Raw genomic sequence first — 21,304 nt, 5'->3', positions numbered from 1 at the left:
GTGACGGGCGAGACCGGAGGCACTCACCGGAAGTCGCGGGACTGGTGCTGCACCCCCACCCGGAGGTCCTCGAAACGGTCGGCCAGCACGTTGATCACCCCCTCCGGCGAGCGCTCGAGCACTCCGCGCACGATGAGCGCGGGGGCTTCCCTGGCCACGCGGCGATAGCGGTTCCACACCCCGACCGAGCAGATCACATTGACGAGGCCATGCTCGTCCTCGAGGTTGAGGAACGTGACCCCGGATGCCGTCGCCGGCCGCTGCCGATGGGTGACGAGTCCGCCCACCTCGATGCGCCGGTCGGTCTCGTGACCGCGGAGCTCGCGCGAGGTGAGCACTCCCCGGGCGTCGAGGCCGGAGCGGTAGTGGGTCATCGGATGGTCGTCGGTGGAGACCCCCGTCGCCCACAGATCGGCCGCGAGGCGCTCGTAGCTGGTGGGGTCGGCGAACAGCGGCGGCTGCACCGCCACGAGGGAGTCGGGCAGATACTCGGGCAGGTCCAACGCGGCCGACCCCGAGAGCCAGATCGCCTCACGGCGGCCGAGGCCGAGCCCCTCGAACGCTCCGGCGGTCGCGAGCGCCTCGACCTGTACGGCGGTGAGACTCGTGCGCCGCACGAGGTCGCGCAGGTCGCGGAAGCTCCCCTCGGCCTCGCGCGCAGCGACGATGCGCTCGGCCACCTTCGCGCCGATGCCCTTGACCCCGGCGAGCCCGAGACGCACCGAGAAGCGTCCGTCGCGACGGTGGGCGGCGGACTCGTCCGGTACGTCGATGTCGAACCCGCCGACCGGCGGCTGATGGCGCTCGGCGCACGAGTCCAGCCCGGTGTGACCGAGCGGGGCGGCGTTTCCGAGCCCGGCCGTTGAGCGAGCGAAGCGAGACGAAACGTCTTCGGGACGCTCGGGGCGTTTCGTCTCGTCGCTGCGCTCCTCGCTCAACGACCGGGGCTGATCACCCACCGGTTCCAGCACGGCCTCGACGCCCGACAGGTGCAGGTCGGGGCGGCGCACCTCGACTCCGTGGCGCCGCGCGTCGTTCACGAGGGATGCCGGTGAGTAGAAGCCCATCGGCTGGGCGCGCAGCAGCCCGGCGAGGAACGCGGCCGGGTAGTGCAGCTTGATCCACGAGCTCGCGTAGACCAGCAGCCCGAACGACAGCGAATGGGACTCGGCGAACCCGAAGTTCGCGAAGGCCTGGATCTTTGCGTAGATCGCATCGGCGTCCTCCCCCACCAGGCCGTTCGAAGCCATCCCCGCGTACAGCTTCTCCTTCAGTGAATCGATGCGTTCGACGCCGCGCTTGGAGCCCATGGCCCGGCGCAGCAGGTCGGCGTCCTCGCCGGTGAGCCCTCCGACGGCCATACCCATCTGCATGAGCTGCTCCTGGAACACCGGGATGCCGAGCGTGCGCTCGAGCACCGGCTGGAGCTTCGGGTGGGCGTAGGTGACCTTCTCGAGCCCGAGCTTGCGTTTGACGAACGGGTGAACCGCGCCGCCCTGGATGGGTCCGGGCCTGATGAGCGCGATCTCGATGACGAGGTCGTAGAACCGCCGTGGCTGCAGGCGCGGCAGCAGTCCCATCTGCGCGCGGGACTCCACCTGGAACACCCCGATGGAGTCCGCCCGGCACAGCATGTCGTAGACCGCCTTCTCCTCCTTCGGCAGGGTCGAGAGCTCCCATTCCTCGCCCGTCGAGGCGCTGATCATGTCGAAGCAGTACTGCAGGGCAGCCAGCATCCCGAGCCCCAGCAGGTCGAACTTGACCAGCCCCATCCACGCCGCATCGTCTTTGTCCCACTGGATCACCGTGCGGTTCTCCATGCGCGCGTGCTCGATCGGCACCACCTCGCCCACCGGCCGATCGGTGAGCACCATGCCGCCGGAGTGGATTCCGAGATGGCGCGGCGCCTTGAGCAGCTCGCCGGCGAATTCGAGCACCCGGTCGGGGATGTCGTGGCCCGGCCCGGTCTCGAGGTGCGCACCCCAGCCCTCGACCTGCTTCGACCAGGCATCCTGCTGCCCGGGCGAGTGCCCGAGCGCCTTGGCCATGTCGCGCACGGCGTTCTTCGGCCGGTACTGGATGACGTTGGCGACCTGCGCGGCGCGGTCCCGTCCGTACTGCCCGTAGACCCACTGGATGATCTCTTCCCGGCGATCGGAGTCGAAGTCGACGTCGATGTCGGGCTCCTCCTCGCGCAGGCTCGACAGGAACCGCTCGAACGGCAGGTCGTAGGCGATCGCGTCGACCGCGGTGATGTCGAGCAGGTAGCAGATCGCACTGTTGGCGGCGGAGCCGCGACCCTGGCACAGGATGCCGCGGCGCCGGGCCTCCTGCACGATGCCGTGCACGATCAGGAAGTAGCCAGGGAAATCCTTCAGCTCGATGACCCCGAGCTCCTTCTCGATGCGCGCCCGGTTGTCGTCCGTCAGGTCGGGGTACTTGCGGGGAACGGCGTCCCACACGAGCTGCCGGAGCCACGACATCGGTGTGTGCCCCTCGGGCACCTTCTGCTTCGGCAGGGCGGGCTTGGCGCGGCGCAGCGGGAAGGCGAGCTCGTCGGCGAGGGTGACGGTGCGGGCGACGGCATCCGGATGCCGCACGAACCGCTCCGCCATCTCGGCGCCCGATCGCAGGTGCGCGCCGGCGTGCGACGGCAGCCAGCCGTCGAGCTCGTCGAGTCCGCGGTTCGCACGCACGGCCGCCACCGCTGCGGCCAGCAGCTGCCGCCGCGGCACCGCGTAGTGCACGTTGTTCGTCGCCAGGAGCGGCAGCGCGCGCTCACGGGCGAGGCCGGCGAGCACGTCATTGTCGCGGGTGTCGAGCGGATTGCCGTGATCGATGAGCTCGACGTGCACGGCGTCGAGTCCGAACAGGTCGACGAGGCGGTCGAGCTCCCGCGCCGCCCCGTCTGCACCCTCCTCTGCCAGCGCACGGCGCACCGCCCCCTTGCGGCACCCGGTGAGCACCGCCCAGTGGTCGCGGCCCTGGTCGGCGAGCTCATCGAGACGGTAGACCGGGCGCCCCTTCTCGGCGCCCTGCAGCTGTGCGTGCGTGATCGCCCCTGCAAGGCGGTGGTAGCCCTCTTCACCGCGCGCGAGCACGAGAAGGTGCGCCCCGACCGGGTCGGCCGCGCCGTTCTGCGGACCCGGCAGCTCGAGGGAGAGCTCGGCGCCGAAGACGGTCTTGAGCTCGAGGGTCTCGGCCGCCTCGGCGAAGCGCACGATGCCGTAGAAGCCGTCGTGATCGGTCACCGCCAGCGCGTGCAGGCCGAGCCGCTCGGCCTCTTCGGCGAGTTCTTCGGGCGAGGAGGCGCCGTCGAGGAAAGAGAACGACGAATGCGCGTGCAGTTCGGCGTACGGGATGGCCTCGGCCGGCCGCGGGATGCCCGGCGGCACGTACGGCCCCCGCTTGTGCGACCACGCCGGGCTGTCGCCGCCGTCGGCTCCGGCCGGACGGCCGGTCGGGCGGCGCCGGTCGCTCAGCACCCGCTCGATCTCGGACCAGGGCACGGACGGATTGTCGAACCCCATCAGCCGCCCCTCCCCGCCGCGCACTCCTCAGTCATAGGTCGCCTCCGCCATCCAGCTGTCGCCCTCGCACACCAGCAGCCACGCGCCGCCGTCGGCGTCGACGACCTGGAACCGGTGCGCACGACGCGAGCGCGCGGCATCCCACGACCTCTCCACCACCGGCCACGGACCCGCCCACGCCTCGATCCGCCGCCTCCGCCCGCTCTCGATCAGGACCGCCGGCACGGCCGACACGCTTCCCCGCTCGTCGACGTCGATCAGCTCGCCCCCGAGCGCGCGCACGTCGACCGGGATCGGCTCGGCGAACACCGTCGTGGGCAGCGGATCGGGAAGGCTCCCCGGCCACGGCCTGGCACGCTGCGCCGCGAGCCCGTCGGGACCCTTCGCATGCCGGTCGCCCCACGGTACGAGCACCTGCCGCTCGACGAGCCAGCGCCCGCCGCCGATCGCGGGGGTGAGCACCCCGCGATGCCCGAGCATCGCCTGCACGCGCGAGAGGGCGTGGTGCACCTTCTCTTCGGGTCCGCCGCCGAAGAGGGCGGGGGCGTGGTGGGATGCCGCATCCACCGCCTCGGGAGAGATCCTCACGAGCGCGACCCCGCTGCGCAGCGGTGCTCTGTCATCTCCCCCGCCGCCGTGGTCGCCGACCTCTTCGGAGAGCTGCCAGCGCACCCGGTCGACGACCGCCGCGGCGTCGAAGGACCCTGGATGCAACCACACTCGCTCGCTGTGCTCGCCCCGATCGCCGATGAGCTCGACGCGCAGCTCGGTGCACACGAGGTCGATCGCGCCGAGCCCCGCGATGAAGTCGTCGGCCGTCACCCTCATGCCGAACGCCACCTGGTCGGCGATCTCGAGCGGCGGCTCGAATGCGATCTCACGCTGCAGCTCGGGAGGTGGCGTACGGGGCTGGACGGGCTGCGAGTCGCGCCCACCGGCGAGGCTGTGCAGACGGATGCCGCGCTCCCCAAACCGTTCTCGGACCCGATCGGGAGGCATCGCCGCGAACTCGCCGAGCGTCTGCACACCCAGCCGCGCGAGGAGCCCGACGAGGTCGTCGGATGCCGACGGCGCTGCGCCTGCGCCGAGGGAGGAGGCGTCGAGCACCGCCACCGACAGCGGTGCGAGGAAGCCCGCCGCGCCGCCTGCCGGGATGACGCAGACCGGCTCGGCGATGCTCGCTCCGGACCTGGCTGCCTGCTCGGCCGTGAAGGGACCGTCGGCGACCCCCGCGCGGACGTCGCCCAGGCCGAGCATCCGCAGCGTGTCGAGCAGCACCCGTGCCGCCTCGGTCTCGCCGCCGTAGTAGCGGGAGGGGCCCTTCGCTCGCAGCGCGCACAGGCCCGGTCGCACCAGTTGCACGCCCGGAGCGCGCTCCTCGATCGCCGACACGACGGGGGCGAAGGCCCGGTGATCGCGCGCGGCATCGGCGGGCACGACCGTGAGTCCGGGGCAGCGCGCCTGCGCGTCGCGTCGCCGCTGTCCCCGGCGAACCCCCTCGGCCCGAGCAGCCGCCGAGCACGCCGCGACGAGGTTGCGCTCGACCACGGCGATCGGCCGGGACGGATCGAGGGGCGGGGAGGCGGCCGTGCCGGGCGGGGCACCCGCACCGGCGCTCCCGGCCGTAGCGTCCGAACCGGCACCGTGCAGCAGCGCCGTCACCGGCCAGTCGGGGAACCACAGGACGAGGCTGCGCACGGGAGAGACCATGGTCATGTCAGCCCACCGCCCTGGCCTCGAGGGTGGCGTCGGTGGCCTCGGCGCCCCAGCGGGTGCCCGCCGGCACGGCGGCGAGGGTCGGCACCGGCTCGGCGACGGCGGCGATCGCTCCGGTGGCGTCGGGCAGCAGCAGGCGCGACCGGCGTGGCCGTGGCCAGCGGCGGCTCGAGGTCGTGACCGTGACCTCGCGCCCGGCGAGGTAGCCGTGACCGCGGCCGACACCCGTCCACTCCGGGGCATCGACCTCGATCACCGCCTCCGCCTGCGGCCACGACCCCTGCACGAGGAGCACCGCTCCGCGGTCGCGCAGCCGGGCCGCCAGCCGGGAGATCTCGGCGTCGGGCGCCCGGCCGGACGGACGGACCGCCACCACCGGGAGCACCTCGGCGATCGTCGCAGTGATCGCGAGCCACCGCGTGCCGGGCTCGGGGATGAGTACCAGCCGGGAGAGATCGACGCCCAGCCGCTCGGCTGCTTCGGCGCCGAGCCGCGGCATCCCCACCACCCCGCACCAGGACCCCGCCTGCGAGGGCTGCGACATGAGCGCGAGCAGCAGCGACGTGGAACGCGAGAGAGAATAGGCGGCACCGGGGCGCAGTCCGCCGCCCGGCAAGAGAGACGCCAGCGCCGGATGAACGGGAAGCACCGGAGCGTCGAGGCGGCGGCCCTGCACTCGCTCGAGCTGAGCGCGCAGGGACGCTACGTCTCCCGCCACGCCGGCACGATCACGCACTGCCGTCATTCGATCATCCTAGAATCTTTGTTCTAATGAATCAATCCCAGGACTGACGTTAGTTCGTACCTCCGACACAGTTTCCTGGCCCCAGGCCCCACTCGCGGACACACGAACCCGACCCCGCCGCGGCGGCAGGGCGCCGAGCGCGATCCCGGCCAGGACCAGCGCCACACCGACGGCCTGCGGCACGCCGAACGCCTCTCCCGCGACGAGCACGCCGAGCGCGACGCCCGTGACGGGATTCAGCAGGCCGATCACGCCGACGACGCCCGGCGCGAGGTGACGCAGTCCCGCGAACCACGCAGCATAGGCGACCGCCGTCGCGACGAGCGTGACGTAGGCGAAGCCGAGCGTCGATTCGACCGTGAGCGCCGGCGGTCCCCCCTCGACCAGCAGGGCGACGGGCAGGAGCACGAGTGATCCCGCGACGAGCTGCCACGCGGTCATCGGCAGCGCGGGGACGTCACTCCCCCACCGGGCCGTGAGCACGAACCCGATCGACGAGGCGACCATCGCGCCGAGGGATGCCGCGACCCCCCACGGATCCACGCCGCCGACGTCCACGCCGAGCATCACGACGACGCCGATGAGCCCGATCCCCGCGCCGGCGACCGCGGCCGCGCGCGGACGTCGATGCAGCAGCAGCCACGCGAACAGGAGCATGCAGGCCGCCGACGTCGACATCAGCGTCGCCGCCAGGCTCGACGGCAGCCGCTGGCCGGCGATGTAGATCAGCACGAAGAACCCGCCCACGTTCAGCGTGCCGAGCACGAGCGAGCGCCACCACCACGAACCCCGCGGCAGCACCCGCGCCGCCAGCAGCACCAGCAACCCCGCCGGCAGCGCACGCAGCACCCCTCCCCACAGCGGCGACTCTGGCGGGAGGAGGTTGCGTGTGACGACGTACGTGCTGCCCCAGGCGATCGGCGCGATCGCCGTCACGGCGATCCATCGCCAGCGATTATCTTCCATGGAAGATACTTTATCTTACCGGGAAGATAAGATGGTCCGATGGACGCCTCCTCCGATGAGCTCGACCGCGTCGCCGAGATCCAGCGGGCGTGGCAGCGGGAGCGACCTGACCTCGACCCCTCTCCGCAGGGAGTGATCGGCCGCCTTCACCGCGTCGCGCTCGAACTGACCGAGCGTCTCGTGGCCGTCTACGGGGAGTTCGGCCTCACCGAGGGAGAGTTCGACGTGCTCGCCACGCTCCGCCGCGCCGGCGAGCCGTACGAGCACGCGGCGGGCGAACTCGCCGACCACACCCTCGTCACGACCGGCGGACTGACCAAGCGCGTCGACCGACTCGAGGCCCGCGGGCTCGTCGAACGGCGGTCCGAGGCATCCGATGCCCGTCGTCGCCTCGTGCGACTCACTCCCGACGGCCGCGATCTCATCGACCGCGCATTCACCGCTCACCTCACGAACGAGCACCGGCTGCTGCAGGAGCTGGGAGAAGCGGATGCCGCGTCCCTCGAGCCGATCCTCACCCGCTGGCTGCGCGTGCTGGACGCGCGCTGACTCAGGCGGCGAGAGCCAGGTAGGGCTCCCAGCTCGGGTCGCTGCGCTCGGTGCCCCGCACCGTCCACTGCGCACCGCGGGGCGGGTTCGGGGTGAAGCGGAGCTCCCACTTCATCTCCTGCGGGGTGCGATCGCCCTTGACGTTGTTGCATCGCAGGCAGCAGGCCACGAGGTTCTCCCACGAGTCGCCACCGCCCCGGGAGCGGGGAAGCACGTGGTCGATCGTCGAGGCCGACGCTCCGCAGTACGCGCATCTGTGCGCATCGCGGCGCAGCACCCCGCGCCGGGTCACCGGCACGCGACGCCCGCCGGGCACCCTCACGTAGCGCGTGAGGACGATCACCGCGGGGCGATCGTAGGCACGTCTCGTGCCCCACACGGGTTCGCCATCGGTGTGCTCGATGACGGTGGCCTTCTCGTTCATCACGAGCACGAGGGCCCGTTTGAACGACACGACGGCGAGCGGCTCGTAGCCCGCATTCAGCACCAGAGTGCGCATTGATCATCCTCTCGAATGGCCGGGACGGCTTCTCGGTTATTCGACTTGCGCGACGATCGATCTGCGCAGGGGCATGAAAAAAGGCGCTGTCTTATAGACAGCGCCTTGGAGCCACGGCAAGGCCGCGGCATCCGCTCGTGCAATGCCGGAGGACGAGGCGTCCGAGCGCATCCATGGTTCGGATGCGATGAATGCTGTCCATCGGCTCCCTCCGCTTCTCTCGCGTCGCCATCAGGCTAACGCACCCGGGGAGCGCGAGGGCGGCAGCCGCGGGTGAATGCGGCATGGCGTGTCGAGGAACGAAGAATCCCCCCGGAGCAGGGCTCCGAGGGGATCGTCCGAGAAAAGCGTCAGCCGGCGTTGGCGTTCAGCCATGCGAGCGGATCGACATTCGCGCCGTTCATGTACACCTCGAAGTGCAGGTGGTTGGCCGTGGACCGGCCAGTGCTGCCGACGCACCCGATGACCTGACCCACCTGCACCGTCTGGCCGGCGACCACCTTGCGGCAGCCGTAGCTCTGGTGCGCGTAGAGCGTGTTGACCGTGACGCCGTTGATGACGTGGTCGATGGTGATCGCCACGCCGTAGTCGTAGTAGGCCTCGGACGAGACCTTCACGACGCCCGCCGCCGCCGCGTAGATCGGCGTTCCGGCCGGCGCGACCAGATCGATTCCGCGGTGCGCGCCGCCGCGCGTGCCGAACGTATCGGTGAGCGTGAAGTTGGTGACCGGCCAGCGCACGGCGCCGGAACCGGGGGCGACCATGTTGAGGTCGATGTTGTAGCTCGTCGCCGCCGTCGCGGACTGGGCCGACAGACGGGCCCGCTCGGCGGCGGCTTCCGCGGCCTTCTTCTTCGCGATCTCATCGGAGGTCGTCGCGGAGTAGCTCTCGCGGGTGAGCTCGGCGCCGACGGCGTCCGACGCGACGACGACAGACTGCGCGTCGTCGACGGCCATCTGCTGAAGGGTCATCGCCTCGTCCTTCTGCAGCACGCCGGCGAAGGCGGGCATGGCGGCAGCGGCCACGAGGCCGCCCACCAGAGTGAGTGCGAAGAGGCTGCGCAGCTGCTTCGCCGCACGCTTGGGCGCACGGGTGGCGGGACGAGTCGCTACCGAGCTGGCGGCGGTCGCGACGGGCGCAGCCGCCTTGGTCTGACGAGCCGGCGTGCGGCGCGCACGCGAACGACGAGACAGACTCGTCGCGTCACTCTGGGGCTCGTTCGCGAGCGAATCGTTCTGTTCAGCCAAACTGTCCTCCGGCGCCTCGGCGCCGGTGGCGCTGGCTCGTCGGCATTCGGTGTCGGGGCACGATATGCGGGCTTCACCGTGCGGACGACGAGCCAGGGAGGCAATCCGCGCGGGGTCCGGTGGGCGGGCTTCTCGCCTGGTGGACTTTTCGAGGCTACCTGAAGGTAACGAATATGTCACGCTCATCCCCTGGCAAGTCCCTGAGGATGAGTGCGAGCGGATGCCGCGGCATCCGCTCTCCGCGTCAGCGGCGGTCGTCGACGAGGAAGATGTGCGAGGCGACCTCGACGGGAAGCTCGAGCCCCTCGTCGTTGCCGTCCATCTGCACGAGGACGTAGCCCTCGTTGTAGCGGTAGTCGCCCGACGCACCGGGAACCACGCCCGCGCCCTTGAGCTGCTGAAGCAGCTCGGGATCGACCTGAGCGGGCTCGGCGAGGCGGCGCACCGTGCCCGAGATGGGCTCGCCCGCCTCGTTGAGGCGGCGCACGAGGCCGACCACACCCTGGTCGAAGCCGTTCGTCGGAACGTCGCCGAGCTGGTCGAGACCGGGGATGGGGTTGCCGTACGGCGACTCGGTCGGGTGGCCGAGCAGCTCGACGAGACGGCGCTCGACCTGCTCGCTCATCACGTGCTCCCAGCGGCAGGCCTCTTCGTGCACGTACGCCCAGTCCAGACCGATCACGTCGGAGAGCAGCCGCTCGGCGAGACGGTGCTTGCGCATCACGTCGACCGCCTTCTGACGACCCGAATCGGTGAGCTCGAGGCTGCGGTCCTCGGTCACGATCACGAGGCCGTCGCGCTCCATGCGGCCGATCGTCTGCGACACCGTCGGGCCGGAGTGGCCGAGGCGCTCCGAGATGCGGGCGCGCAGGGGAACGATGTTCTCCTCCTCGAGTTCGAGGATGGTCCGCAGGTACATCTCGGTGGTGTCGATCAGGTCGGTCATGTGCGGTGTCCTCGTTCGTCCTAGGGGCAGAGACAGCCTATCCACTCCCCCGACACCGGGCTCTTCCGCCGGCCCCGGCTTCCACAGGACAACCGCGTTTCCACAGGACCCGCGGACGCCCGTTTCTCCTGCACAACACTGGTTGTCCTGTTGAGGGCCTAGTGCGGGCGGGAGCGGACCACTCACACGGGCCGGTGCAGCCCTTGCGCCACGGCGCGCATGATCTGCTCCTGAACATCGGGCCAGCCCTCGATCACCTGGCCGTAGGTGACCCTGATCACGTGGTACCCGCGGAGCGTCAGCGCGGCGTCATGCGCCACATCCTCCGCCCGCTGCGCGCCGACGTGGTGCCCACCGTCGATCTGCACGACGAGCCGCTCGCCGATGAGGAAGTCGACCCGGTGCCCATGGATCCAGATCTGCGTGCGGATCGGATGCCGCAGCCACCGCAGCCTCGTCCGGAAGATGGTCTCCAGCCCCGAATCGGCGAAGGGGCTCGCCTCCTCGAGCACGCGCCGGGCCGACCCGGTGAGCGGCAGGCGGACGAGCTCCTCTTTGTCCACGAAACCGAGGTTCAGCGCCGACTCCCACACCGCCAGCGCCGCCTCGTGCGGCTGACACGTCGCGACGATGAGGAGCGTGTTCAGGATGCCGTCCTCGAGCACTCCCGCAGGTCGGGGCTGAACGGGGCGTGCCCAGTGCACGGTCGCGTCGTGGTTGCGCAGATCCAGCCGCGACGCGGTCGGCGGGGCCCCCACATGCGGGCCGTCCTCGGCCAGGACCCACAGGCCGAGTCGCTTCGCCCGCGTGATGCACGTCAGCACCACGCCCGCCCGCGCCGCCGCGACCAGGTACGGATCGGCATCCGCAAGCGCCACCCAGCCGCGCCGCGGCCTGACGAGGTCCCCCGCGGCAACGGCCTGATCGATCGCGTACGAGCTCACGCCGGCCTCGATGACAGCGACCCTCCGGGCGACGCCGCCCTGGGCTCGCAGCACGGGAAGCAGATCCACCATCCCTGCAGACTCGCGGCTCTCCGACCGCGCTGGGCGCACTCCGCTGCAGAACCTGAACAACTCCCCCGCTGCGGCATCCGTCACATGCCTGTGGAGGAACCCCTCCGACAGGCCGCATGGGCTTCTACAGGACCGAATCGCGCCGACCGCTCCTGTAGAAGCCCGGTTGCCCTGTTGAGAGGGCGCAGGGCGCCAGAGCGCGCGTTCCGCTCACGGCGTCACTGCCCGTCATCCGGCGGCGCCGCGAATCGGCCGAGCCTAGAATCGAGCCATGCCCCACGTCGCGCTTCCCCGTGAGATCCTGCCCGCCGACGGACGCTTCGGCTGCGGCCCGTCGAAGGTGCGCGCCGAGCATCTGGCCGCCCTCGCCGGACCCGGCTCGGTGCTGCTGGGCACGTCGCACCGTCAGGCCCCGGTGAAGGACCTCGTCGGCCAGGTGCGCGCGGAGCTCGCCGAGCTGTTCCGCCTGCCGACCGGCTACGAGGTCATCCTCGGCAACGGCGGTTCGACCGCCTTCTGGGATGCCGCGGCATTCGGCCTCATCGAGCGGCGCAGCCAGAACCTCGTCTTCGGCGAGTTCGGCGGCAAGTTCGCCGCAGCGGCCAAGGCTCCGTGGCTCGAAGCGCCCGACGTGCGCGAGGTGCCGGCCGGAACGCGCACCACCGCAGTCGCGGTCGAGGGCGTCGACGTCTACGCCTGGCCGCACAACGAGACCTCGACCGGAGTGAGCGCCCCGGTCGCGCGCGTGCACGGCGACGAGGGCGCGCTCACCGTGATCGATGCCACCAGCGCCGCCGGCGGCATCGACTTCTCGATCCACGAGGCGGACGTCTACTACTTCGCACCCCAGAAGAACCTCGGCTCCGACGGCGGCCTGTGGTTCGCCCTGGTGTCGCCCGCGGCGATCGAGCGGATCGAGCGGATCGCAGCATCCGGCCGGTACATCCCCGAGTTCCTCAGCCTCAAGAACGCCCTCGACAACTCACGCCTCAACCAGACGCTCAACACCCCGGCGCTCACGACGCTGTTCCTGCTCGACCGGCAGCTGGACTGGATCCGCGACAACGGCGGACTGCAGTGGGCCGACGCGCGCACGCGCGAGTCGTCGCAGGCGCTGTACGACTGGGCTGAGGCATCCGCATTCGCGACGCCCTTCGTGAGCGACCCGGCCGACCGGTCCCCCGTCGTCGTCACCATCGACTTCGACGAGAGCATCGACGCCGCGGCGGTCGCGAAGAGCCTGCGCCACAACGGGATCGTCGACACCGAGCCGTACCGCAAGCTCGGACGCAACCAGCTGCGCGTCGCGACGTTCGTCTCCATCGATCCCGACGACGTGCGGCAGCTCATCAGGTCCATCGACTACACGGTCGAGCGCCTCGGCTGACGCCGCGTGCCGGAAGTGCGCTCAGACGAGCGGTGAGGGCACGGGCTCGAGCACCGAGGCGACGATCGCCTCGATCGCGAACTCCGACGCGCGCGCCAGGTCCAGCGAGGTCGGATCGAGCAGCCACTGCACCTGCAGACCGTCCATGACGGCGAGGATGCTCGTCGACGCGTAGGCGACGGTCGCGGGCTCACGGATGCCGCGCTCGGCGCACACGACGGCGAACGCGTGCGCGACCTCGGCACGCAGCGTCTCGTACCGCTTCTGGAAGAACTCGCGGCCGGGGTGGTCATCGGTCACCGACTCCGCCGACAGCACGGCGTATGCCTGCACGATTCCGGGTCGGTCGGCGTTCGCGAACGCGGTGCGCACGAGGTGACGGAAGAGATCCATCCCGTCGGGGATGTGCTGCTCCTCGAGGTCGGCGACATCGGTTTCATCACGATGTCGCAGCACCTCGAGCAGGAGGGCGTCCTTGGAGCCGAAGTGATGGAGGATGCCTGCGTGGGTCATGCCGACCTGGTCGGCGATCTCCTGGAGGGTTCCGCCGGTGAAGCCCTTCGCGCCGAAGATGTCGGTGGCGGCATCGAGGATGTCGCGACGGCGCAGCAGAGTCTCCGGTCGCGAACGCGGCTGTCTGCGCTGCTCGGTCACAGGGTTGCACCCCCTCACTCGTCTGGGCCGATCGAGAGTCTACGCACGAGTCGGACACGGGCGGAGAACGGCGCGCTTGCATTAGTTACTTACTTGATTGTAAGTTGATTCCGCAATCACCCCCCTCGACGACGGCGTCGCTCCTGTGAGTACGCCGACGTCCCCTCACGAAGGAGAAGCAATGAGGCTGAGATCTTCCCTCTTCGCCGTCGGCATCGCTGCGGCGATCGTGCTGACAGGCTGCGCGTCCGGGAGCACTGACTCCGGCAATTCCGAGCCCGGCGCCGCGCTCACGATCGCCAAGCCCGACGGTGCCATCACGACCGAATCGAACAACCCGTACCTGGGCGACTCATCCGCTTCGAAGTACGGCTACGGCAAGGTCATCTTCGAGTCCCTCGCGCTCGTCAACCCGACCGGCGACCTCGGCACCACGCCGTGGCTGGCCGAAGAGGTCACGTGGAACGAGGACTACACCCAGCTCACCGCGAAGGCCCGCAGCGGTGTGAAGTGGAGCGATGGCGAGGACTTCACCGCGGACGATATCGCGTTCTCGTTCAACCAGGTGCTCGACGGCAAGCTCAACGACACCAATGCTCTCGATCTGAAGAGCGTCACCGTCGACGGCGACACCGTCACGATCGACTTCAACAGCTCGAAGTACACCCAGCAGGCCCGCGTGCTGCACTTCCAGATCGTGCCCGAGCACATCTGGGCCGACATCGCAGACCCGAACACCGACCCGCTCACCGGTGAGGGCCAGGCCGTCGGCACCGGGCCGTACGCGCTCGACTCGTGGACCACCGAGTCGGTCACCCTCGCCGCGAACCCCGAGTACTGGGGCGGGGAGCTGGCCGTGCCCGAGCTGCACTACGTCTCGTACGGCGACAACGCGGCGCTCACCACCGCCCTCGCAACCGGCGAGGCGGACTGGGCCCAGGCGTTCATCCCGCAGATCGAGGACAGCTACCTCTCGGCCGACCCCGACAACAAGTTCCTCGCCTCGCCCACCGCCGGCGCGGGAACCCTGTTCATGAACCTGCAGACCAAGCCGTTCAACGACCCGGCCCTGCGCGAGGCGCTCGCCTGGACGATCGACCGGCAGGCTTACGTCGACATCGCCCGTGAGGGTGCGAGCGAGGCGATCTGGAGCGTCACGGGCCTCGCCGCCCTGCTCGAGGACGAGGTCATCCCCGAGTACGCCGGCCAGGAGTACTCGGTCGACATCGACAAGGCCCGCGAGGTCCTCACCGATGCCGGCTACACGTGGGAGGGCGAGACCCTCATCGACCCGGACGGCGAGGCGGTCACGTTCTCGATCTCGGTCCCCGCGGGCTGGAGCGACTGGAACACCGAGCAGGCACTGATCGCCGAAGAGCTCAAGGAGGGCCTCGGCATCGAGGTCAAGATCGATCAGCCCGACTGGGGCGGCTGGGATGCCGCACGCCAGGAGGGCACCTTCCAGGCGATCATCCACTGGCTCGAGGACACCGGAAACGCGTACGGCCTGTACACGTCCACGATGGACCCGAAGTGGATCGTCGACAACAAGGCGGCGTTCAACTTCGGCCGCTTCGACGACCCCGCCGTCACCGAGGCGCTCAACACGTACGCCAACGCCTCCACGGACGCCGATCGCGAAGCCGCCCTCGCGGTGATCCAGACGGCCTTCGTCGAGAACGTGCCGGCCATCCCGCTGGGGGCGCACCCGCTCCTGGGCGAGTTCAACACGCGCAACTACGTCGGTTGGCCGTCGGAGGAGGACCAGTACGCCTCCGCCGACCCGACGCAGCCCGCGATCGTGCAGATCCTCACCCAGCAGGCGGGGCGGATGCCGCGGCATCCGCCCCGCCTGCACGTCGGTCCTCATGAAAGCCTGGCCTCACCGATGAGAGATTCCCTGCTCTCCGTCCACGACTTCTCGATCGTCTACGACGTCGATCCCCCCGTGAGGGCGGTGAAGAACGTCACCCTCGAACTCCAGCGCGGTGAGATCCTCGGACTCGCCGGCGAGAGCGGATGCGGCAAGACCACCCTCGCGTACGGCATCCAGCGGCTGCTCAAGCCCCCGGCCGTCATCACGAGCGGCTCCGTCGTGTTCCACGACGCGACCGGCGTCGACGTCGATGTGAACGCCCTCGAGCCCGAGGAGATGCGCCGCTTCCGCTGGGACAAGATCTCGATGGTCTTCCAGGGGGCGATGAACTCGCTCAACCCCGTCGCCACGATCGGCTCCCAGCTGGAGGACGTCTTCGAGGTCCACCGCCCCGACCTCTCGCGGCGCGAGCGTCGCGCGGCCGTCGTCGAGCTGCTCGAGATCGTCAAGGTCGGCGCGCAGCGCTCCCGCTCGTACCCCCATGAACTGTCGGGCGGAATGCGCCAGCGCGTGATGATCGCCATGGCGCTCGCGCTGCGCCCGCAGCTCATGGTCATGGACGAGCCCACGACCGCCCTCGACGTGCTCGTCCAGCGCGAGATCCTGCGCCAGATCTCGCACCTTCGCCACGAGTTCGGCTTCTCGGTGATCTTCATCACCCACGACCTTCCGCTGCTCCTCGAGATCAGCGACCGCATCGCCATCATGCGCGACGGCGAGATCATCGAGCTCGACACCGCCGAGCGGATCTGGACGGACCCGCACACCGACTACACACGGACGCTCCTCGCCTCGTTCCCGCGACTCACCGGAGCGAGGGGGGTGGTCCACCGATGACCGTCCTCGAGTTCGACGCCGTCACCAAGGTGTACGCCGTGCGCGGCGCCGGGCAGATGAAGGCTCTCGACGACGTGAGCTTCACGCTCCGCTCGGGACAGACCATCGGCCTGGTCGGCCAGTCCGGCAGCGGCAAGTCGACGATCGCGAAGATCCTCACCCAGCTCGAGACGCCCACGAGCGGCGAGGTGCGCCTCGACGGCGAGCCGCTTCCCCGCCGCGGAAAGGCGCTGCGCGCCTACCGCCAGCAGCTGCGCATGGTGTTCCAGGATCCGTTCGCCTCGCTGAACCCGTACCACTCGATCCGCTACGCGATCCAGCGGCCGCTCCAGCTCGACGACGTCGTCCCCAAGGACCGGCTCGACGACGAGGTGCGTCGACTGCTCGACCGCGTCCGCCTCGACGCCGACGCGGTGATCGACCGTCGGCCGCACGAGCTGTCGGGCGGACAGCGCCAGCGCGTCGCGATCGCCCGTGCGCTGGCATCCCGGCCCCGACTGCTCGTGGCCGACGAGCCCGTCTCGATGCTCGACGTGTCGATCCGTCTCGGGGTGCTCAACCTGCTCGCCGACCTGCAGCGCGAGGAGGGACTGGGCGTGCTCTACATCACGCACGACCTTGCCACGGCGCGTCATTTCAGCGACGAGATCCTCGTGCTCAACCAGGGACGAGTTGTCGAACGAGGGCCCGCCGACGATGTGATCCTGCGTCCGCAGAGCCCGTACACGCAGGAGCTGCGCGCGGCATCCCCCGATCCCGATACCTACTTCGCGCACGCCGCGGGCATTCTCGGAGGTGAGAAGTGAGCGCCGTCGCCCCCCAGCTGCCGGCTCCGGACTTCGACGCGATCGAGGTCGGCACGACTGCGACCGGCGCCGTCAAGGGCCGCGCTCGCATCCCGTGGCGTTTCCTCGGCAATCGCGTGCTGTTCTATCTGTTCACGCTGTGGGCGGCCATCACGATCAACTTCTTCCTGCCGCGACTGATGAAGGGCGATGCGGTCACCGCGTACCTCGCCCGCAATCGCAACGTCTCCCCCGAGGCGGCCGAGGCGCTGCGTTCCCTGCTCGGCCTCGACACGGACAAATCGCTGTGGCAGCAGTACCTCGACTACTGGGGCCTGCTGCTGCGCGGCGACCTCGGGATCTCGCTGCTGCACGGCATGCGCCCGGTCACCGAGGTGGTCGGCCAGTCGCTGATCTGGACCGTGTGCCTCGTCGGCTTCGCGACGCTGATCGCCTTCGCCATCGGCACCATCGGAGGCGCGATCGTCGGATGGCGCCGTGGCAGCCGCCTCGACGCGCTGATCCCGATCACGACGTTCCTGAGCACGATCCCCTACTTCTGGCTGGGGCTGCTCGCCATCTCGATCTTCTCGGTGACGCTGGGCTGGTTCCCGATCGGCAAGGCGTACGGCGTCGGGGTGGCGCCGGAGTGGTCGTGGGAGTTCATCGGAGACGTGCTCCATCACGGCTTCCTTCCCGCGGCGACCATCATCATCGCCTCACTGGGCGGCTGGATGCTGGGCATGCGCAACATGATGCTCACGGTGCTCGACGAGGACTACGTCACCGTCGCACAGGCCAAGGGCATGCCGAGCAACCGTGTGCTGTGGCGCTATGCCGCGCGCAACGCGGTACTCCCGCAGATCCAGAGCTTCGCGCTCGCGCTGGGCTTCATCGTCGGCGGGACGATCGTGATGGAGATGGTGTTCAGCTACCCCGGCGTCGGCAAGCTGCTGCTCGACGCCACCAACGCGAAGGACTACGCCCTCATGCAGGGAGTGTTCCTCGTGCTCACCATCTCGGTGCTCCTGGCGAACCTCCTGGCCGATGTCGCCTACGGATTCCTCGACCCGCGCACGCGCCAGACGGAGGCCTGAGCATGGACACCATCGTCAACGACACCACGGCACAGCGTTCCGCGAACGCACCCGCGACCGCGACCCTCCGCACTCCCGGGCCTGCCGGCACGAGCGGGCCACCCAAGAAGCCGACCTTCCTGTCGAAGCTGGGCTCGGCCTTCGCGATGTTCCGCAACGGCAAGTCGATCGCCGGACTGTCGATCCTCGCGTTCTTCGTGCTCGTCGCGATCCTCGCCGACGTGCTGGCCCCCTACTCGCCGACGAAGGTCGACAACACCGCGCGATTCCAGCCTCCCTCGGCCGCGCACTGGCTGGGCACGACCCACATCGGCGAGGACGTGCTGAGCCAGGTCATCCACGGCACGCGCGGCGTCATCGTGGTCGGCTTCCTGGCCGCGATCATCGCGACGGTGATCGCGGTCGTGGTCGGCGTCATGTCGGGATACCTGCGCGGGTGGCGCAGCGAGGGCCTGTCGGCGCTCACCAACGTGTTCCTCGTGATCCCCGGCATCCCGCTGATCATCATCGTGGCCTCGATGTTCGACGACCCGCCGCTCATCCTCATCGCGGGAGTCCTCGGCCTCATCGGCTGGGCCTGGGGTGCGCGGGTGCTGCGCGCGCAGACGATGTCGCTGCGCAGCCGTGACTTCGTGCAGGCCGCTCGTGCCAACGGCGAACCGCTGCACCGCATCATCACCGTCGAGATGCTCCCGAATCTCATGGCGCTCATCGCCGCGAGCTTCGTGGGCACGGTGACAGCCGCGATCATCGGCCTCACGACCCTCTCGTACATCGGCATCATCCCCGTCACGACCTACAACTGGGGCACGATCCTCAACTGGGCGAGCGCGCAGGGCGCCTTCCGCCAGGGGCAATGGTGGTGGTTCGTGCCTCCGGGCCTGTGCATCGCTGCGATCGGCGTCGCGCTCTCGCTCATCAACTTCGGTATCGACGAGTACGTCAACCCGCGTCTGCGGTCGGCCGGTGAGCGCGCCCGTGCCCTCAAGAAGAAGGGCATGAACGTCAACGACACCGTCACGGCCGTCCGCAGCGAGCCCGCGACCTCCCGACAGGAGAATCTGTGACCCACGACGCGCCCTACCTCGACCCCGAGCTCCCGGTCGAGGCGCGGATCGCCGATCTGCTGGCCCGCATGACCCGCGAGGAGAAGGTCGGGCAGATGCTGCAGCTCGACGCCCGCGAGGACCTCGACGACCAGATCCTGCGGATGCACGCCGGATCGATCCTGCACGCCTCGCCCGCGCGCGTCCTGCGCGCACGGGACCTGACGCTGCGGACCCGCCTGCAGATCCCGCTGCTCGTCGGCGAGGACTGCATCCACGGTCACGCGTTCTGGGAGGGGGGCACCGTCTTCCCGACCCAGCTGGGCATGGCCGCGACGTGGGATCCCGCGCTCGTCGAGCAGGTCGCCCGGGCGACCGCCGCCGAGGTCTCGGCCACCGGCATCCACTGGACCTTCTCGCCCGTGCTCTGCATCGCACGCGACCTGCGCTGGGGCCGCATCGACGAGACGTTCGGCGAGGACCCGCACCTCATCGGCGAGCTCGCCTCGGCGATGGTGCGCGGGTATCAGGGAGGCGGACTCGACGACCCCGACGCGATCCTCGCGACGGCGAAGCACTTCGCCGGATACTCCGAGACGCAGGGCGGCCGCGATGCGAGCGAGGCCGACATCTCGCGCCGCAAGCTCCGGTCGTGGTTCCTGCCGCCGTTCGAGCGGGTGGCGCGCGAGGGATGCCGCACGTTCATGCTCGGCTACCAGACCACCGACGGCGTGCCGATCACGGTCAACGACTGGCTGCTGGGCGATGTGCTCCGCGGCGAGTGGGGCTACACCGGCACGCTCATCACCGACTGGGACAACGTCGGCCGCATGGTGTGGGAGCAGAGGGTGCAGCCGGACTACGCCCACGCAGCCGCCGCCGCGGTCAAGGCGGGCAACGACATGGTGATGACCACGCCGGGCTTCTTCCCCGGCGCGCTCGAGGCGATCGAGCGGGGCCTGATGGCCGAGAGCGACCTCGATCGCGCCGTGTCGCGCATCCTGCGCCTGAAGTTCGAGTTCGGCCTGTTCGAGAACCCGCGCCTTCCCGACGCGGACCGCATCGAGACGGTGATCGGCAGCGCCGCGCACGTCTCCCTCAACCTCGAGACCGCGCGCCGCTCGCTCGTGCTGCTGCGCAACGACGGCACCCTCCCGCTCGACGGGGGCGGGACTCCTCGCCGCATCGCGGTGGTCGGACCGCTCGCCGACGACGCACAGACGCAGCTCGGCGACTGGGCCGGCTCGTCGGGCCAGGTCGACTGGCTGCCCGACGGACAGCCGCGCGCGCTCATCACCACCGTGCTCGACGGACTGCGCGCACACGCCCCGTCGACGTGGGAGGTCACCCACGCCCGCGGTGCCGACATCCTCACCCTCGAGGCCGACCCCGACGGCGCTTTCTTCCCGGACGGCCAGCCCCGGCCGCAGGTCGTCGTTCCCGCCGCGCCCGACGCCGCCCTCATCGCCGAGGCCGTCTCGGCGGCCGAAGCCGCAGATTACGTCGTCGCCGTGGTCGGCGACCGCGTCGAACTCGTGGGAGAGGGCCGTTCGACGGCCACCCTCGAGCTGCTCGGCGGTCAGCAGGCTCTCCTCGAGGCCCTCGCGGCGACCGGCAAGCCCCTCATCGTGGTCCTCCTCGCGTCGAAGCCGCTGGTGCTGCCCGCCTCGGTGACGGATTCCGCAGCCCTCGTCTGGGCCGCGAACCCCGGGATGGAGGGGGGCCGGGCGATCGCCGAACTGCTGCTCGGGCTCATCGAGCCCTCCGGCCGGCTGCCGATCTCGTTCGCACGTCACGTCGGCCAGCAGCCGACGTACTACAACCAGGTGCGCGGCCAGCACGGCACGCGCTATGCGGATCTCACGCAGAGCCCCGCGCACGTGTTCGGAGAAGGACTGTCCTACACGACCGTCGAGTACGCGGATCTGCGGATCCAGGCGACCGGTCTGGAGGAGACCGACACGGTCCGCGCGACGGTCACTGTGCGCAACACGGGATCCCGTCCTGCGCGCGAAGTGGTCCAGGTCTACGTGCGCGACACCGTCACGTCGGTCAGCTGGGCCGACAAGGAACTCAAGGGGTTCACCGTCGTCGACGTCGAGCAGGGCGCCGAGGCGACGGTCGAGCTCGCGATCCCGGTCAGCGAATGCACGATCGTGGATGCCGACGGCCATCGTGTCGTGGAGTCCGGCGAGTTCGAGCTGCTGGTGGGCCCGTCCTCACGCGACGAGGTCCTCCTGAGCGCGCGCTTCTCGGTCTCGACCCGAGAGCCCGAGCGCACGGTGGAGCTGGTGGCCGGAGCCGCGCTCACCCCTTGAGGCGGAGCGGGTCGATGCGAATCGTTGACGCGCTCCGGGTCAAGGTCGAGTAGCGCGCGAAGCCCGCGTATCGAGACCTTGATCGAGGGC

At 70.0% G+C, this 21,304-nt stretch carries 16 protein-coding genes and 1 pseudogene; 8 read left to right on the top strand and 9 right to left on the bottom strand.

Annotated elements, in window-relative coordinates:
• Positions 1-23: 23 nt before the first annotated feature.
• The 4 genes from ASD93_RS03010 to ASD93_RS02995 are packed head-to-tail and all read right to left on the bottom strand — an operon-like array spanning position 24 to position 6,957.
• Positions 24-3,530 carry an error-prone DNA polymerase gene (locus ASD93_RS03010; RefSeq protein WP_056118399.1) on the bottom strand — a complete coding sequence of 1,169 codons (3,507 nt, stop codon included), beginning with the start codon at positions 3,528-3,530 and terminating at the stop codon, positions 24-26.
• 27 nt (positions 3,531-3,557) lie between these two features.
• Entirely contained in the window at positions 3,558-5,240 is a 1,683-nt protein-coding gene (locus ASD93_RS03005) for a DNA polymerase Y family protein (RefSeq protein WP_414843693.1), read from the bottom strand.
• A gap of 7 nt (positions 5,241-5,247) precedes the next feature.
• Positions 5,248-5,991, bottom strand: coding sequence for a hypothetical protein (locus ASD93_RS03000; RefSeq protein ID WP_056118395.1), 744 nt, complete (start codon positions 5,989-5,991; stop codon positions 5,248-5,250).
• Between the two features lie 9 nt (positions 5,992-6,000).
• Entirely contained in the window at positions 6,001-6,957 is a 957-nt protein-coding gene (locus ASD93_RS02995) for a DMT family transporter (protein ID WP_056118394.1), read from the bottom strand.
• Between the two features lie 39 nt (positions 6,958-6,996).
• Between ASD93_RS02995 and ASD93_RS02990 the strand changes: the two genes are divergently transcribed.
• Entirely contained in the window at positions 6,997-7,506 is a 510-nt protein-coding gene (locus ASD93_RS02990) for a MarR family winged helix-turn-helix transcriptional regulator (protein WP_056118392.1), read from the top strand.
• A 1-nt stretch (position 7,507) separates the two neighbouring features.
• On the opposite strand, the gene ASD93_RS02985 is transcribed toward ASD93_RS02990, so the two are convergent.
• The 4 genes from ASD93_RS02985 to ASD93_RS02970 all read right to left on the bottom strand — a co-directional run bounded on the left by ASD93_RS02985 (position 7,508) and on the right by ASD93_RS02970 (position 11,214).
• Complete coding sequence (locus tag ASD93_RS02985) at positions 7,508-8,005, bottom strand: HNH endonuclease (RefSeq protein ID WP_056118389.1); 498 nt, start codon at positions 8,003-8,005, stop codon at positions 7,508-7,510.
• A 350-nt stretch (positions 8,006-8,355) separates the two neighbouring features.
• Positions 8,356-9,252, bottom strand: coding sequence for a M23 family metallopeptidase (locus ASD93_RS02980; protein ID WP_056118388.1), 897 nt, complete (start codon positions 9,250-9,252; stop codon positions 8,356-8,358).
• A gap of 244 nt (positions 9,253-9,496) precedes the next feature.
• Positions 9,497-10,198, bottom strand: coding sequence for a metal-dependent transcriptional regulator (locus tag ASD93_RS02975; RefSeq protein ID WP_056118386.1), 702 nt, complete (start codon positions 10,196-10,198; stop codon positions 9,497-9,499).
• Positions 10,199-10,380: 182 nt separating this feature from the next.
• Complete coding sequence (locus ASD93_RS02970; RefSeq protein ID WP_056118384.1) at positions 10,381-11,214, bottom strand: type IV toxin-antitoxin system AbiEi family antitoxin domain-containing protein; 834 nt, start codon at positions 11,212-11,214, stop codon at positions 10,381-10,383.
• Between the two features lie 271 nt (positions 11,215-11,485).
• Between ASD93_RS02970 and serC the strand changes: the two genes are divergently transcribed.
• Complete coding sequence (serC, locus tag ASD93_RS02965) at positions 11,486-12,601, top strand: phosphoserine transaminase (RefSeq protein WP_056118382.1); 1,116 nt, start codon at positions 11,486-11,488, stop codon at positions 12,599-12,601.
• A gap of 21 nt (positions 12,602-12,622) precedes the next feature.
• Here serC and ASD93_RS02960 read toward each other — a convergent pair whose 3' ends face one another.
• Entirely contained in the window at positions 12,623-13,255 is a 633-nt protein-coding gene (locus ASD93_RS02960) for a TetR/AcrR family transcriptional regulator (RefSeq protein WP_056118380.1), read from the bottom strand.
• A 181-nt stretch (positions 13,256-13,436) separates the two neighbouring features.
• On the opposite strand from ASD93_RS02960, the pseudogene ASD93_RS02955 reads away from it, so the two are divergent.
• The 6 genes and pseudogenes from ASD93_RS02955 to ASD93_RS02930 all read left to right on the top strand — a co-directional run.
• Positions 13,437-14,762: pseudogene (locus ASD93_RS02955) on the top strand (ABC transporter substrate-binding protein); the annotation flags it as partial.
• A gap of 381 nt (positions 14,763-15,143) precedes the next feature.
• The gene (locus ASD93_RS02950; RefSeq protein WP_056119149.1) at positions 15,144-15,968 is read left to right on the top strand and encodes an ABC transporter ATP-binding protein; all 825 of its coding nucleotides are present in this window, start codon (positions 15,144-15,146) and stop codon (positions 15,966-15,968) included.
• On the top strand, positions 15,965-16,774 hold the full coding sequence (locus ASD93_RS02945) for an ABC transporter ATP-binding protein (protein WP_056118378.1): 810 nt from the start codon (positions 15,965-15,967) through the stop codon (positions 16,772-16,774). Before ASD93_RS02950 ends, ASD93_RS02945 begins: the two co-directional genes overlap by 4 nt.
• Positions 16,771-17,850, top strand: a complete 1,080-nt coding sequence (locus ASD93_RS02940) for an ABC transporter permease (RefSeq protein WP_056118376.1) — start codon at positions 16,771-16,773, stop codon at positions 17,848-17,850. The genes ASD93_RS02945 and ASD93_RS02940 overlap by 4 nt, the downstream gene beginning before the upstream one ends.
• A gap of 2 nt (positions 17,851-17,852) precedes the next feature.
• Positions 17,853-18,917: an ABC transporter permease gene (locus tag ASD93_RS02935; protein WP_056118375.1), complete on the top strand. Its 1,065-nt coding sequence runs from the start codon at positions 17,853-17,855 to the stop codon at positions 18,915-18,917.
• Positions 18,914-21,214, top strand: coding sequence for a glycoside hydrolase family 3 N-terminal domain-containing protein (locus ASD93_RS02930; RefSeq protein WP_056118373.1), 2,301 nt, complete (start codon positions 18,914-18,916; stop codon positions 21,212-21,214). Before ASD93_RS02935 ends, ASD93_RS02930 begins: the two co-directional genes overlap by 4 nt.
• Positions 21,215-21,304: the final 90 nt, after the last annotated feature.

It is taken from the genome of Microbacterium sp. Root180 (assembly GCF_001428485.1).
GTDB lineage: Bacteria > Actinomycetota > Actinomycetes > Actinomycetales > Microbacteriaceae > Microbacterium.
The sequence above is the reverse complement of the archived record's forward strand: the minus strand, read 5'-3'. Positions and strand labels throughout refer to the sequence as shown.